Origin of the sequence: Marisediminitalea aggregata, assembly GCF_900129565.1 — a bacterium.
Taxonomy (GTDB): domain Bacteria; phylum Pseudomonadota; class Gammaproteobacteria; order Enterobacterales; family Alteromonadaceae; genus Alteromonas; species Alteromonas aggregata.
In genome coordinates, this window is the sequence record NZ_FQWD01000006.1 from 337,599 (window position 1) to 351,246 (window position 13,648).

14 protein-coding genes and 2 tRNA genes are annotated in these 13,648 nt (G+C 49.3%); 2 read left to right on the plus strand and 14 right to left on the minus strand.

Annotated elements, in window-relative coordinates:
* Positions 1-72: 72 nt before the first annotated feature.
* From rhaI to dnaQ, 9 genes are all read right to left on the minus strand, one after another.
* Positions 73-1,368 carry an L-rhamnose catabolism isomerase gene (rhaI, locus tag BUB81_RS18135; protein WP_073324752.1) on the minus strand — a complete coding sequence of 432 codons (1,296 nt, stop codon included), beginning with the start codon at positions 1,366-1,368 and terminating at the stop codon, positions 73-75.
* Between the two features lie 11 nt (positions 1,369-1,379).
* Entirely contained in the window at positions 1,380-3,572 is a 2,193-nt protein-coding gene (locus BUB81_RS18140) for a bifunctional rhamnulose-1-phosphate aldolase/short-chain dehydrogenase (RefSeq protein WP_073324753.1), read from the minus strand.
* Positions 3,573-3,852: 280 nt separating this feature from the next.
* Positions 3,853-4,638 (minus strand): DeoR/GlpR family DNA-binding transcription regulator, encoded by a 786-nt coding sequence (locus BUB81_RS18145; protein ID WP_073324754.1) that lies wholly within the window; start codon positions 4,636-4,638, stop codon positions 3,853-3,855.
* A gap of 77 nt (positions 4,639-4,715) precedes the next feature.
* Complete coding sequence (locus tag BUB81_RS18150; RefSeq protein WP_245819270.1) at positions 4,716-6,146, minus strand: FGGY-family carbohydrate kinase; 1,431 nt, start codon at positions 6,144-6,146, stop codon at positions 4,716-4,718.
* Positions 6,147-6,309: 163 nt separating this feature from the next.
* Positions 6,310-6,543, minus strand: coding sequence for a hypothetical protein (locus BUB81_RS18155; RefSeq protein WP_073324755.1), 234 nt, complete (start codon positions 6,541-6,543; stop codon positions 6,310-6,312).
* Between the two features lie 104 nt (positions 6,544-6,647).
* Positions 6,648-6,724, minus strand: a tRNA-Asp gene (locus BUB81_RS18160).
* Between the two features lie 25 nt (positions 6,725-6,749).
* Positions 6,750-6,826: transfer RNA gene (locus BUB81_RS18165), tRNA-Asp, on the minus strand.
* 286 nt (positions 6,827-7,112) lie between these two features.
* On the minus strand, positions 7,113-8,537 hold the full coding sequence (locus BUB81_RS18170; protein ID WP_425435077.1) for a TIGR03503 family protein: 1,425 nt from the start codon (positions 8,535-8,537) through the stop codon (positions 7,113-7,115).
* A 61-nt stretch (positions 8,538-8,598) separates the two neighbouring features.
* Positions 8,599-9,306 (minus strand): DNA polymerase III subunit epsilon, encoded by a 708-nt coding sequence (gene dnaQ, locus BUB81_RS18175; RefSeq protein ID WP_073324757.1) that lies wholly within the window; start codon positions 9,304-9,306, stop codon positions 8,599-8,601.
* 86 nt (positions 9,307-9,392) lie between these two features.
* Here dnaQ and rnhA point away from each other — a divergent pair, with 86 nt between their 5' ends.
* A complete protein-coding gene (gene rnhA / locus BUB81_RS18180) occupies positions 9,393-9,857 on the plus strand; it encodes a ribonuclease HI (protein WP_073324758.1) in 465 nt (154 codons plus the stop codon).
* Positions 9,858-9,867: 10 nt separating this feature from the next.
* Here the strand turns inward: rnhA and BUB81_RS18185 are convergent, their stop codons facing one another.
* Genes BUB81_RS18185 through BUB81_RS18195 form a run of 3 tightly spaced genes read right to left on the minus strand, consistent with a single transcriptional unit; the run spans position 9,868 to position 11,642 of the window.
* Positions 9,868-10,203 (minus strand): DUF2834 domain-containing protein, encoded by a 336-nt coding sequence (locus BUB81_RS18185; protein ID WP_073324759.1) that lies wholly within the window; start codon positions 10,201-10,203, stop codon positions 9,868-9,870.
* The gene (locus BUB81_RS18190; RefSeq protein ID WP_245819272.1) at positions 10,200-11,192 is read right to left on the minus strand and encodes an NAD(P)H-quinone oxidoreductase; all 993 of its coding nucleotides are present in this window, start codon (positions 11,190-11,192) and stop codon (positions 10,200-10,202) included. The genes BUB81_RS18185 and BUB81_RS18190 overlap by 4 nt, the downstream gene beginning before the upstream one ends.
* Before the next feature lie 12 nt (positions 11,193-11,204).
* On the minus strand, positions 11,205-11,642 hold the full coding sequence (locus BUB81_RS18195) for a GNAT family N-acetyltransferase (protein ID WP_425435078.1): 438 nt from the start codon (positions 11,640-11,642) through the stop codon (positions 11,205-11,207).
* A 149-nt stretch (positions 11,643-11,791) separates the two neighbouring features.
* On the opposite strand from BUB81_RS18195, the gene BUB81_RS18200 reads away from it, so the two are divergent.
* Positions 11,792-12,979, plus strand: coding sequence for a class I SAM-dependent rRNA methyltransferase (locus BUB81_RS18200; RefSeq protein ID WP_073324760.1), 1,188 nt, complete (start codon positions 11,792-11,794; stop codon positions 12,977-12,979).
* A gap of 43 nt (positions 12,980-13,022) precedes the next feature.
* On the opposite strand, the gene BUB81_RS18205 is transcribed toward BUB81_RS18200, so the two are convergent.
* Positions 13,023-13,223: a DUF2061 domain-containing protein gene (locus tag BUB81_RS18205; RefSeq protein ID WP_073324761.1), complete on the minus strand. Its 201-nt coding sequence runs from the start codon at positions 13,221-13,223 to the stop codon at positions 13,023-13,025.
* Between the two features lie 114 nt (positions 13,224-13,337).
* Positions 13,338-13,640, minus strand: a complete 303-nt coding sequence (locus BUB81_RS18210) for a PilZ domain-containing protein (RefSeq protein WP_073324865.1) — start codon at positions 13,638-13,640, stop codon at positions 13,338-13,340.
* Positions 13,641-13,648: the final 8 nt, after the last annotated feature.

Sequence of the window (13,648 nt, forward strand, 5' to 3'; positions counted from 1 at the left end):
CAAACAGCCCGCAGGCATGGCGGGCTGTTTCAATAAACGTTGGCAGGGCTCTACCCTGCCTGCACGCCGGATTTAAACGATACCAGAGCCTGTGGCATTGGGATCGCGTGGGCGGGCTTCGGCCATGGCTTTACGGTAACCCGCCTGACGATAAACTGCCAGCGGATCAATCGCAGAACCTTTGCGCAGACGCGCCATTGCCAGAATCGGAGACACGTCCAGGTTAAACGCATTTTTCAGTTCCAGCGACGCCATCAACGCGTCATTGCCTTCCTGGAAGCCATAAAGTGCTTCGCGGTTAACCAACAAGGCTTTCACGTATGAACGCTGAACCTCAATAGCAGAGTTGATCAGGCTCTCTGCCGGATCAGTCACGTTGTGTGACTGGTCAAGCATATATGCCGGACCAAAACCTTCCTGGTTACGGTATTCCGCATCAACCAACTCGTTGAAGATCAGGAACTGCTGATAAGGATGCAGTGAACCGCTGTCCAAATCATCGTCGCCGTACTTACTGTCGTTGAAGTGGAAGCCACCCAGTTTCTTAAACTGGATCAGGCGTGACACAATCATTTCAATGTTGGTGTTTGGCGCATGGTGGCCTAAATCAACCAGAGACTTACACTTAGGGCCTAAGTGCATGGCCGCAAGCAGGTTTGAACCCCAGTCCTGAATGATGGTTGAGTAGAACGCAGGCTCAAACATTTTGTGCTCGATGTGCATTTCCCAATCATCAGGCAGGCCTTTGTAGATTTCTTCCATGCTGGCCAGATAGCGCTCAAAGGCACGTTGGAAATGCTGTTGACCCGGGTGGTTTGAACCATCGCCTACCCATACAGTCAGGCTTTTTGCACCCAGCTTCTGACCGTACTCAATGACGTCCAGATTGTGTTGGATAGCCAGATCGCGTGACGCTTTTTGCGTATTACTCAGGCTGCCGTACTTGTAAGAGTGTTCCTGACCAGGTTGGTCCTGAAAGGTATTTGAGTTTACCGACACCCACTTCAGGCCATACTCGTCTGCCTGCTGTTTCAGCTCAGAAAAGTCGTCTACTTTGTCCCATGGGAAGTGCGGAGACACGCTGTCGGTACAACCAGACAGCTCATTAATAACCGCGCAATCTTCCAGTTTTTCAAAGATGTTACGTGGCTCACCTTCACCCGGGAAACGGGCAAAGCGCGTACCGCCGGTGCCTGTGCCCCATGAAGGTACCGCAACCTGGAACTCACCGGCTTTAGCCGTGATGGTTTCAATATCGATGTCTGCACGAGCCAGCTTTTCACCTAACGCGGCGTAATCACTGTTTAAGTCGCTCTCGCGCTTGGCGTTTTCGGCCTCCAGTAAGGCGCTATCAATACGTTTTTTCATTGTAATTCCCCTTATCGTAGGAAGGCTTCGTGTAAGCCGCCATCAACACTGATCACCTGACCGGTGGTTTTACTTAATTGACCTGACACCAACAGGTACGCTGCTTCTGCCTGATCTTCTGGCGTGATTGGCAGTTTTGTCAGGGTACGCTGCGCATAGAACTCGGCCAGTTTGTTACGCAGTGATTCGGTGCTTTCCGATTCATCAAACGCAATGTCGTACTTAGTCAGCGACGAAATTACACGGTCACGTGGGAACATGCTGCTACCTTGTACCACAGTGGCTGGTGCCAATGCATTTACATTTACCGTTGGAGACAAGGTCACGGCCAATTCACGCACCAGGTGGTTGGCGGCTGCTTTGCTGGTGTCATAAGCCAGAGAGCCTTTCTTAGACACTGCTGCATTTACGCTGGTGGTCAATACCATTGCGCCCTTAAGGCCTTGTTTTTCCCAAATGGTTTGAGCTTCAGACGCGACTACATAGCCGCCTTTCACGTTAACACCGAAGCTCAAATCGAAGATTTGGTCGTTCTTCGCCATGTCACCGCCTTCGGCCATGAACACACCCGCTGTAACAATCACTTTGTCGATACCGCCGTAGGCCAGCAGTACATCTGTAAACATAGCAGATACGGTTTCGCGCTTAGTAATATCGACTTGTAACGCAATCGCCGGGCCACAGGCAGAAATACCGCTGCCCGACACACCAATACCCTGACCGTAAATGTCGGTTAGTTCTTTTGCTGTGCGCTCAGCGTTTTCAAGACGCAAATCCGCACATACAACGTGAGCACCTTCTTTTGCTACACGGTGAGCCACGGCTTTACCGATACCGTCACCTGCGCCAATGACAACAACCACATCACGCGCCAGAGGCTTCTCAGCCGGCATACGCTGTAGCTTCGCTTCTTCCAGTGCCCAGTATTCAATATCAAAGGCTTCTTGTTGTGGCAGTGCTGTATACTCTGAAATCGCTTCGGCACCGCGCATTACTTCAATTGCACAGTTGTAGAATTCAGCCGTTACACGAGACTCACTCTTGTTCTTGCCCCAGGCAATCATACCGATACCCGGGATCAGCACCACTGTTGGGCTCGGATCACGCATGGCCGGTGAATCTTCACGCTTGCACGCTTCGTAGTAAGCAGTGTAAGACTCGCGATAAGCCGCAAGACCTGACTTAAATTTAGCAATCAGTGTATCAACGTCGTCATTTTGCGGGTCAAAATCAACATACAAGGGTTGGATTTTGGTACGCAGGAAGTGGTCAGGGCAAGATGTGCCCAGCGCAGCCAAACGCGGAGCATCTACGCTGTTTACAAAGCGCAGCGTGTTGTCATCGGTTTGCACCGTACCAATAAATTTCACTTTATTTGAAATCAGACCACGGGCAACAGGCAGGAATGCGGTCAGTAATTCAGTACGCGCAGATTCGCTCAGGCTCTGATACTTCTGGCCACCAAAGGTCATTTCGCCTTTGTCGTGCTCTTCAATATAACGCGCTGCGGTTTCAATGACCCACAGTGACGTTTCATAACAGCTCTTACTTTCAGAAGACCAGTTAGTGTGGCCGTGTTGACCCAACAAGATACCCCAGATGTCAGGGTTAGCTTTATAAGTGTCTTCGCACACTTTCGCGGCTTCCCAACCAGGACGCATCCAAGGTACATAAGCCAGTTTTCCGCCCCAGATAACTTCAGTCAGTTTTTCCTGATCTTTACAAGACGCCACAGAAATAACTGCGTTCGGGTGCAGGTGGTCTACGTGCTTTTCGTCAATCATTGAATGCAGAGGCGTATCGATTGAAGAGGCACGCGGGTTCAAACAGAAGTTACAGTGTTTGAACATGCCTACCATGCGGTCTTCGCCAGCTGACTTGTAGCCTTTGTCCGGATATACCTGATACACCTCGTCCAGGGCACGCAGTTTGTCTTCGTATAAAGAGGAGAAGTTTTCCTTGGTCGACGTTCTTAAGTCACCACCTGAACCTTTAACCCACAGTACTTCGACTTCCTGACCGGTTAACGGATCTTTTTCCATGATTTTTGCAGAAGTGTTACCACCACCTGTATTGGTAATGCGCTGGTCTTCACCCAGCTTATTAGAGCGATAGACCAGGTTTTCAACCGGGTCGAGTTTGTCAGCAACGTCATCTTCCCATAAATAATTGACGTGTCTGTAGTCATCTGGCTGATAAGGCATGAAGGTGTCCTTTGCTGTTATTGCTATAAAATGACTTCAATTGCATATTGAAGATTGAATTTACTGAGCAATATACCTTCACAACAATCTTTGTCAATCATTTTCAATCACAAATTAACAGAAATGTAACAGAAGTGTCATTATCGAAATGACTGGATGTTAATTATTCGTTAGTTAACAAAAAGCTATTTAAATTTAACCGCGGGCGCGGCCTGGAGAGAAAAGCGGGAAGGTATCAGCCAGAGGAAATGCCGTCTGGCTGATATCGATATACTCAGTCTTATTCGCAGGCTTCAACTACCACAACTTCTACGCCGTGGGTTCGAATCTTGTCCAGTACTTCCGGGTCTGCATTCGAGTCAGTGATCACCACATCAACATCAGACAAGCCGCAGAAAATCAGGTTGCCACGAATACCAATTTTACTGCTGTCGGCCAGTACAATAAGTTGGTCTGCGCGCTTACGGAGCTTTTGTTCCGCCAGAATTAACAGTGGGTCGTTTTCCACAACACCAAATTCACTCACACCGGGCGAGCCCATGAACATCTTGGTGCCGTGAAAGTTTTGGGTCGTGTCATTTTCGAAGGAGCTCAGAATAATGCTCTGTTTGCGATACACCTCACCGCCAGGCAAGGTAATCTGATTCTGACTGTTTTCGAGCAGTTCGTTAGCAAGCACAAAGGAGTTGGTGAGGATATTCATACGGCGTTCGGTTAAAAACTCAGCCATCATGAACGTCGATGTTCCACCATTAATAATAATGGATTCACCGTCCTGACATAATTGCGTAGCGGCTTTAGCTATCATGCGCTTGGTGTCGGTATTGCGTTCACGGTCAACCAGAAACGCATTGCCTGACAGCTTAATGTTAGACACCGTGCGGGTATCAATAACCTGTGCCCCGCCGCGGATCTTTTTGATTTTATTAGCGCTGGCTAACTTCACCAGATCGCGGCGAATAGTGGCCTCAGACGAATTTAACTGCTTACACAACTCTTTCACACTGGCGAAAGATGACTCATCCAGAATATCTAATATTAATTGTTGTCGTTGTTTTTCCAGCATATTTGGTCCTGTTGTGTTTACGCAAACTTGACCAAATATAGTTATTTAACAATTCATTTTCAATCATAATGTGAAATTTATGATTGATTTTTATTGATTTCGTTATACCAGGCGGATTTGTACTGCGATAATTGCGCAAATTCAGACGCTTTACACGGGTTGAGAGGAAAACTCAGCGCGTCAGTTTGCTCAAAATCGATAAGCGCAGCTGCGCCCATTACCGTGCCGGTGTTGTCAGCCGACAGGTAAACAGGCTGCTCCGGACGTAATTGCGCCACAATCTGGCACAGAATAGGGTTCTTCAAAAACGCCCCTTCAATAAAAATAGGGCCGGTTGCCGACAAATCGTTCAGGCGCTGATCGATCATTAACGCACAATAGAGTGTCGCTATAGCCTGCGGCGCTTTTGGTGCCTCCGGACAGCACAACGACGGTGTCATTCCACCATAAGGGCCATTACCCGCACTGAAGTCAGGCGTGACCAGCCATTGTTCATGTATGGCTTGTTGTACGTCGCTGTGTTCTACGGTCATACTGATGTTGCCGCCAAGCTGGGTACAAATACTTTCGTATTCCCTGCCCCCCATAAAGCGAGCACAACATACAGGATTGCCTTTCACATCCACATTAGCCAGTGTGTCCTGATGACCCGCCAGTGCAGATACGTCACCATTGCCTTGCATCAGGATTGTCCAGGTACCCGTAGAGATGACCGTAAAAGCCCCCTCTCCGGTTTGCGAAGATTTCAGATAGCGCAGGAAGCTTGCGTTACTGTCGTGTACACCTGCGTAAATATTGCAATCAACCGGCAGTCCAGTTTCTTCGGCCACACCCGCACTCACCTGGCCCAGGCAATCCCAGGCATTGCGCATAGTCGGCATAAGATGACGCCAGTTTTGCTGCGACACCAACGACGAATAATCAGCAGATTTGGGCACCCACATATCGGTATGACAACCCAGAGAAGTTACTTCACTGGCAAGCTCACCACCAAAACGCCAGGCCCAGTACTGGGGATACATAACAATATGTGTAGCAGCATTGAATTTTTCAGGGTAAGTCTGTTGTAGCCAGAAAAGCTGTTTGCCCAAATTCAAGCCGGCTGGCAATTCAGGTGACAGCGTCTGCTCAAAATCAGGACGCACATGTTGATAGGCTGCGGTACACGCATCTACGCCAGTAAATTCGTAGTCGAGCAAAGGCAGTGCCAGTGCATTGGCCTTATCGGCAATGTCAGTATTGATAAGAGCCGCGGTAGCACCGTGGGTGGTAAATACCAAATCGGTTACGGAAGCGGTATGCGGATAAGAACGAAACGTCTCTGCCAGCCAGGCCCAGATAGACGCCACATCAGCCTGAGGGTACATCCCCGCAATTGGGGCGTTCTTACAACTAAAACTGGCTTGTTCTGCACCGTCTTTCACAAACAGTAATTTAATGTGGGTCTTACCGATATCGAGAATGGCTTTCACTGAATTGCTACCTGTCCGTTTCGCCTTGCCAGACATCGACAAGTCCGCGAATAGTGACCTGTAGTGTTGCCTGCAAGTTACATGAATTTAACAATGAACATGATAACGCAAAAACAATCATTATCAATCATAAAAATTCAGAATTTGTAGGATTTGGTAGCGCTTGTTCAAAATAGAAACACATTTGCTGGTAAGGTAATTAAGCTGGTAGAAGATAAATGAGTGCAACAAATACCAGGACCACAACCGCGAAGCCGGTAAAAATACAGCGCGCTTCCGCTCTGTCATTGGATTGAGGATAACGACCGAAAGAGATGAGTTTCAGTGTGCCTCTGCCAATCCAATAAAGGACAACGTCGACAAACAATTCAAACAGCACCCACTTCGCAACGCGGAACGTAGTACGCAACAGACCTTCGGCTAATTCTTCCATACAGGGATTCCCGGACAATATGTGCCGTGAAGTATAAAAAAGACTGTGTAGTGATGTAAGGGATGATTTGTAACGAAACGTACAGTGTAGATAAGATTCCCGAATGGCGGAGCGGACGGGACTCGAACCCGCGACCCCCGGCGTGACAGGCCGGTATTCTAACCAACTGAACTACCGCTCCATAAGCCTAAGTCACAATTGAAAAGTGGCGGAGCGGACGGGACTCGAACCCGCGACCCCCGGCGTGACAGGCCGGTATTCTAACCAACTGAACTACCGCTCCACATTTTCAATTATTTCAGCGATTTAACAAGAGTCTTTTTAGAAGCTTGCCCCTCACTGCGGCGCAGATAATACGGATTACACTGGGTCGAGTCAACGGTTTTTTTTACCAAACTGTCATTCTTTGAATCGTTTGCCTGTTTATTCGCCATATCGACGAAATAGGCACCGCATTGGTTAAATTTAGGGCCAAACCTCAAACCAATTCACGAACAAAGACTTAGTGTAACTGCGTAGCCAGCTCTGCTGTTTTGCGCCTGAACACACGTAGATGTGTTAAACACTGATTATTTGGCGTCGGGTGCTTTATTCTTTTTAAACTTCGCCAACAGACCACCCAAGAAGCCTTTCTTTTCTTCCCCAGCGTCATCACCCTGAGCCGGCTTTTTCGCTGCGGCTTTAGCTTTGCCTTTCCCTGCAGCCGAATCAGGCGGTAATTTTACTTTCGGGCGTTTAAGCCACATTACCACGCCAATTACGATGCCACCTAACACAATGATCCCGCCGTTCACGGCGATAAGCCAAATCATCAGTGTTTGTTCATCCATTCCTTCGGGCTCTGGCTCAGGTTCAGGCTCTGTAATGACCGTATCAATGTCATTCTCTGCGGCTGACTCCTCGATTTCGGGCTCAGGTAATTCTGGCTCAGCTACCAGGAAGGTGTACTCCGGGACGTCCAGAATAAAGTCCCTGCCATTCACCGTTTTGCCGTATGCTGTTAACTTGACGCGAAATATCCCGTAGTCAAAGGCAATAATAAGGTGCTCCCTTACGGCATCACTGGGCTCCGTCAGCGAGAAGTTTTGAACATCGCCATTGGGGTAACGAACTTTACCGTCGACCAGCAGTGAATTCATATCCACCAGGTTTCGATCTACATCGATAAGCAGTTTATGGTAGTCATTGCCGCCACCGTCCAGTTCGACATTCATGATCACCGGGTTAGGATACAACCGAATTGGCGGGTCAACCTGCTCTCGCGTAAACATTGGCGTGCTTACACGAAAAATAGGCTCCCACTCGCCCGCGGGTACCGCCAGGTTAAACTGACCGGTAAAGACCCCATCCAGCGGCGCTTCGTCCATGCCCCTGCCGTTGTCTTCGAACGTCGCTATTTGCTGGTCGTCTGCGCCAAAATTATCAAAGTTGGGATTGTTGGTACTCACCAAATCAATAGTGAGTTCTACGACATCGCGAAACTGACTGTAATCAATGGGCTTGTCGCCGTTGGTGAGATAGGCGGTTTGCTTGAGGATTTCGCCGGAAAATAAGATGGGCGGTAAAGGGTCAGCGTGCAGTGCAATATCCGAAAGCACCATTACCCGACTTCCCGGCATAATTTGACCGACAGCCTGCCAGGGCCCGGGAACCGGGTTCTTGATATTAATCATGTCGTAGGTATCGGCATCGAACCAGAATATGTCTTTGCCATCTACCTGACTTTGGAAGATCTTCGAGCCGTCGGGGCGCACCAGGACGACCGGTGCCGACCCATACTCGCGGAAGAACACCATGGTGACTTCTTCCACGTTGTAGTCAATGCGAAAACGGTTCTGCATTAGCTTGATGCCGTTTTCGTACTCACTGCCAATTAACGATATCGGCGACGCGGCTTGTTCGGTATCGGTTTGCTGTTCAGCATTTGCTGCCGCGTCGATTTCATCACGCGATTGCGCATTCGCCTGCCCTATCGCTAAAACGAACAGCCACAATATTCCAGTACGTAAAATGCGTTTAAAAACCAATGCTAGCGCCCTATCCCGGCAAAAAGAGTTAGAGGTTACGCCACAAACACTGTCCACCTTGTTTTTCAACCAGGTTCAGACGCTCCTCATGTTGTGTTAATTCATCGGCAGTGGCTTGAATAACCTTTAATTTATTTGCACCGCGTTCGATGCGTCTGATTATTTCCGCACCGCTTCCGGCTGACTGGTTATTGCCTGCCAAATTCAGATCTGTCTGACCGCCGGTCATCATCAGATAAACGTCAGCCAGAATCTCCGCATCCAGTAATGCGCCGTGGAGTTCACGGTGGCTATTGTCTATACCGTAGCGCTTACACAAGGCGTCGAGGTTGTTTTTCTGACCCGGGTGCATATCGCGAGCCAGTACAAGGGTATCCAGAACCGTACAAATCTCCCGGGTTACCGTACCGGCAGTCGGCCCGTGCATGGCAAATTCGTGGTCCATAAAGCCCACGTCGAACGGCGCGTTGTGGATTACCAGCTGGCCGCCGCGTATAAAGTCGACAAAGTCCTGAGCCACGTCGGCGAAAAGCGGCTTGTCAGCCAGAAATTCATTGGTAATACCGTGAACTTCAATGGCTTCCTGTTCGATTTCCCGCTGCGGATTGATATACACATGAAAATGGTTACCGGTTAAACGGCGGTTGACGACCTCAACACAACCGATCTCGATAATACGGTGCCCTTCTCTGGGTTCAATACCTGTTGTTTCTGTATCCAGTACTATTTGACGCATAAACCACTCTAAACTTTGGTCAGATTCCGGTAGTATACCAAGCCATTGCTGGCTGACCACGCCTTCAGAACAAAAAAGGAGAAATCGTGGCGCAACAATCTGTACATATTTTTACCGACGGCTCGTGTTTAGGCAATCCGGGGCCCGGTGGCTATGGAGCTGTGCTGATTTACGGCAAGCACCGCAAAGAATTAAGTGAGGGGTTTACGCTCACCACCAACAATCGCATGGAGTTGCTCGCTACCATTGAGGCGCTAAACGAATTAACCAAGCCCTGTCAGGTTGAGTTAACCACCGACAGCCAGTACGTTAAAAACGGGATTAATCAGTGGATCCACGGCTGGCGTAAGAACGGCTGGCGCACATCCAACAAGAAACCGGTAAAAAATGCCGACCTGTGGAAGCGGCTGGACGACGCTATAAAACCGCACAATGTTAACTGGCATTGGGTTAAAGGTCACAGCGGTCACCCGGAAAATGAACGCTGCGACGAACTGGCTCGCGCCGGCGCAAATAACCCAACCCACGAAGACACTGGTTACCAGCCCTAAGGCCAAGGGCCTAGGTCGCTTGTTGAATCTTACTCTCGTACTGCCTGCATTGATAACTCAACAATAATGGCAGTCCGCAGGACACGCCTATCAGGCAGGTAGCCAATATCACGCTGGTGATCTGAGCCCGTGAAAAACGCGTTTTGGCAACATACAGATATACCAGCAAGGCAACTGCCGAAATAAAGACATCCAGCCAGGCAAAGACACTTAATGGTGTAGCAGTTAAATGTTGCCAGAACAACACCGGGTGCACTCCGTATGCCATAAGCCAACTAAAGAACACTTTTAGCGGCAATACGGCGCCGGCAAGGGCAATGAATAAAAACAATGTCGACGCTCTCATGACCAGCTCACCACCAGTTTTCCCATAGTTGCATTGCGCTGCATCGTCGCATGGCACGCATTAATATCTTCGACACCGTAGACACGGTCGATAACAACCTGCAATTCGCCGCTGGCAAAAGCAGGCAGACAGGATTGCGTAAACGCTGCCACAAGCTGAGTTTTGTATTCAGTCGAGCGGTTTCGCAATGTGCTGCCGGTAATGGTGACGCGTTTAGCGAGTAACTTTGCCACATCGAGTTTTTCTGCAAACCGGCCGCCCATCATGGCGAGATATACCATAATCCCGTCCATGGACATGACATTGAGGTTTCTGTTTACGTAGTCGCCTGCCACCATATCCAGCACCGCATTCACACCTGCGGGCCAGTGTTGCCTTATTTCACTTACAAAATCCTGCTCAGTGTAATTAATTAGCAGCGACGCGCCTTGTGCTTCACACACCGCCAGTTTTTCGGCCGAGGACGCGGTCACAGCCGTTTCTACGCCCCACAAACGACAAAGCTGTGTTGCTGCTATGCCCACCCCACTGGCGCCTGCGTGGATCAACGCTTTTTGCCCATGCTGCAATTTCGCAATGCTGTGCATTGCCTGAAAGGCGGTTAAAAAGACTTCTGCGAGCCCGGCGCCTTCTGCATCACTGAGATTGTCGGGCACACGCATAAGGTGCGAGGCTTCGATAGAAATGTACTGCGCATATCCCCCGCCTGCGACTATGGCACAAACCCGTTCTCCGGGTAGCCATCCGGTAACCTGTTCGCCAAGGCTGACAATCGACCCACAAACCTCAAGTCCTAAAATGTCACTCTCTCCCGGCGGGGGTGGATAATGGCCGGCACGTTGTAATAAGTCGGCCCGGTTTACACCAAACGCAGACACCTTTACCAGCACTTGTGTCGCGCTGATCTCCGGTATTGGGCATTTTGCTATGTGTAGCGCTGCGTCGGGGTGTTGCTCATCTATAGCCAGGTATTGCATGTTGCTATTCATGGATAAATTGCCTTACTGATAAATATCAGGCCGGTGTATTTGCATAAGTGGCGTTGCATCTGACACGGATTCAAAACCGAACTGACGATATAAACTGTGGGCGTCTTTAGTGGCCAGCATAAACCGTCGCAAACCCTGTAATTCGGGCATTGTCATTATGGTTTCGAGCATGCGCTTACTGAGTCCCTGCCCTCGGTATTCAGGTAATACAAACACATCAGATAAATAACCGAATGTCGCTTTATCTGTTATTACCCTGGCAAAAGCGACTTGCTTGTCGCCCTGCAAAACCCCAACACAAACGGAGTTTTCCAGCGCCGTTCGCATTGTTTCAACCGGTATACCTTTGGCCCAGTAAGTTTGCCCAATAAAGGCGTGTATTGCGTCAAAATCCATATGCTCAATGTGAGTAACCAGGGTAAAAGCAGATTGCGGTTGATTGTCGGACACATTCACTCCTTCTGTCCTTTCAATGCGCGCTGTTCAGGCCTGAGAATTGAACCTACCGGAATACTACGGGTATCCTCAGGTTAACTGGACTTCCCATTGCCATCGCCAGTATACTGCGCGCCCATTATTGTTCGAAGAATGCCAAGCATATGTCTGCCAAAATCTATTTACAACCCGGTCGGGAAAAGTCTTTGTTGCGTCGTCACCCCTGGGTGTTTGAAGGGGCGGTTGCAACAGTGAAAGGCCGTTGCCGTATGGGTGACACCGTAGACGTATACAGTTCAGACGATAAATGGCTTGGGCGTGGCGCTTTCTCGCCTAATTCACAGATCCGCGTGCGGATTTGGACCTTCGATAAAAACGAGAGTATCGATAATGCGTTTTTCTGTCGCCGAATCGAGTCTGCATGGCAACTGCGTCAGCAAATCATGGCGCGAGCCAGCTCTAATGCCTGCCGGCTGATTGCAGCTGAGTCTGATGGTTTGCCAGGTGTCACCATTGATCTGTACAACGATGTTGCTGTGGTTCAGTTGCTCAGTGCCGGCGCAGATAAGCACCGGGATAAAATAGTCTGGGCCCTGCAACGCACATTGCCGCTGCGCGCGATATTCGAGCGCAGCGATGTCGACGTGAGGCATAAAGAAGGTCTGGAGCCTTTGGTACAACCCTTATGGGGTGACGTACCACAGACCGTGGATATTGAAGAACACGGCGTGACGATCCGGGTAGATTTACACACCGGACACAAAACCGGTTTTTACCTGGACCAACGCGAAAACCGCTTTGCCGCCAGCCGCTATGCAGAAAACGCCAATGTGCTGAATTGCTTTAGCTACACCGGAACCTTTGCCTGTTACGCCCTGCGCGGCGGCGCTTCTCATGTCACCAATGTTGATGTGTCACAGCCTGCTCTTGATATGGCTGCCACTCATGCAGAGCTAAATGGATTTACCGACCAGCAATGCAGTCAGGTTAAAGGCGATGTCTTTGAAGTTCTGCGACAGTACCACAATGACGGCACCCAATTTGATATGGTCATTCTGGATCCGCCAAAATTTGTCGACAGCAAAGCGTCGTTAAAGCGCGCTTGTCGTGGCTACAAAGACATTAACATGTATGGGATCCATGCAGTAAAACCCGGTGGCATAATGCTCACCTTCAGCTGCTCTGGTTTAATGCCAGCGGATCTGTTCCAAAAGGTGGTGGCCGATGCCGCCTTAGATGCAGGTCGCCAGGTACGCATTTTGGAACATCTGTCACAAGCACCCGACCACCCGATCTCAACAAACTACCCGGAAGGCTATTACCTTAAAGGCCTGGTTTGTCAGGTAGAATAAGTCCAGGTAAACCGATTACCACATACAATCTGCAAGCTACAAGCTACGCGGCCAGTGAATACGACTGGCCGTGGGCTGGCTTGAGTTTTTGCCAGATTTTCTCGTGGAAATAAAACGCGACGGTGTTAATAGCAGGCTCAACCAGGGCGACCGCACCACCCACCACCAGGCTACCGGTTAACAGATACGCCACAGTAAATGCGACGCTGAAATGCATAATGGCAAACGTAATTGTTTTCAACATAACAAACTCCTCACTTGATAATGAGAAGTATTGCTAATTGAAGGAATGAATTAAAACCAGTTTTTTCGATTCACGTAATGGAACAAACCGATTCGACGCGACCGCGCCGCCGGGTTATTTCATTTCTGAGATTTCTACACCAATCACACAACTGCTGTCAGACTCTGCAACGCAGCGAACAACTTTGGCAACGGCTGATAAGGAAGGTATTTGTGAACTGGTTGAGTCGATGCTGATGCTGACTTCAGTACCGATTTCAATAGAAGGTTCATCTACTTCCAGTGACATTCCCGTCGCACTGATATCTTTACATACCGCTTGCAACGAGCGACTGGATTCGTCGTCGATGATTTGCACCTGACAAGGAGAATTCACCATCATCCTGAAAAAATTTCGCTTGTCGTCGTATCCTAACATGTTTACTT

Excerpts from the sequence above, each read along its gene's own strand:
- rhaI (WP_073324752.1), bottom strand. The coding sequence starts at position 1,368 with ATGAAAAAACGTATTGATAGCGCCTTACTGGAGGCCGAAAACGCCAAG.
- BUB81_RS18140 (WP_073324753.1), bottom strand. The coding sequence starts at position 3,572 with ATGCCTTATCAGCCAGATGACTACAGACACGTCAATTATTTATGGGAA.
- BUB81_RS18145 (WP_073324754.1), bottom strand. The coding sequence starts at position 4,638 with ATGCTGGAAAAACAACGACAACAATTAATATTAGATATTCTGGATGAG.
- BUB81_RS18150 (WP_245819270.1), bottom strand. The coding sequence starts at position 6,146 with ATGTCTGGCAAGGCGAAACGGACAGGTAGCAATTCAGTGAAAGCCATT.
- BUB81_RS18155 (WP_073324755.1), bottom strand. The coding sequence starts at position 6,543 with ATGGAAGAATTAGCCGAAGGTCTGTTGCGTACTACGTTCCGCGTTGCG.
- dnaQ (WP_073324757.1), bottom strand. The coding sequence starts at position 9,306 with ATGCGTCAAATAGTACTGGATACAGAAACAACAGGTATTGAACCCAGA.
- BUB81_RS18185 (WP_073324759.1), bottom strand. The coding sequence starts at position 10,203 with ATGAGAGCGTCGACATTGTTTTTATTCATTGCCCTTGCCGGCGCCGTA.
- BUB81_RS18190 (WP_245819272.1), bottom strand. The coding sequence starts at position 11,192 with ATGAATAGCAACATGCAATACCTGGCTATAGATGAGCAACACCCCGAC.
- BUB81_RS18200 (WP_073324760.1), top strand. The coding sequence starts at position 11,792 with ATGTCTGCCAAAATCTATTTACAACCCGGTCGGGAAAAGTCTTTGTTG.
- BUB81_RS18205 (WP_073324761.1), bottom strand. The coding sequence starts at position 13,223 with ATGTTGAAAACAATTACGTTTGCCATTATGCATTTCAGCGTCGCATTT.
- BUB81_RS18210 (WP_073324865.1), bottom strand. The coding sequence starts at position 13,640 with ATGTTAGGATACGACGACAAGCGAAATTTTTTCAGGATGATGGTGAAT.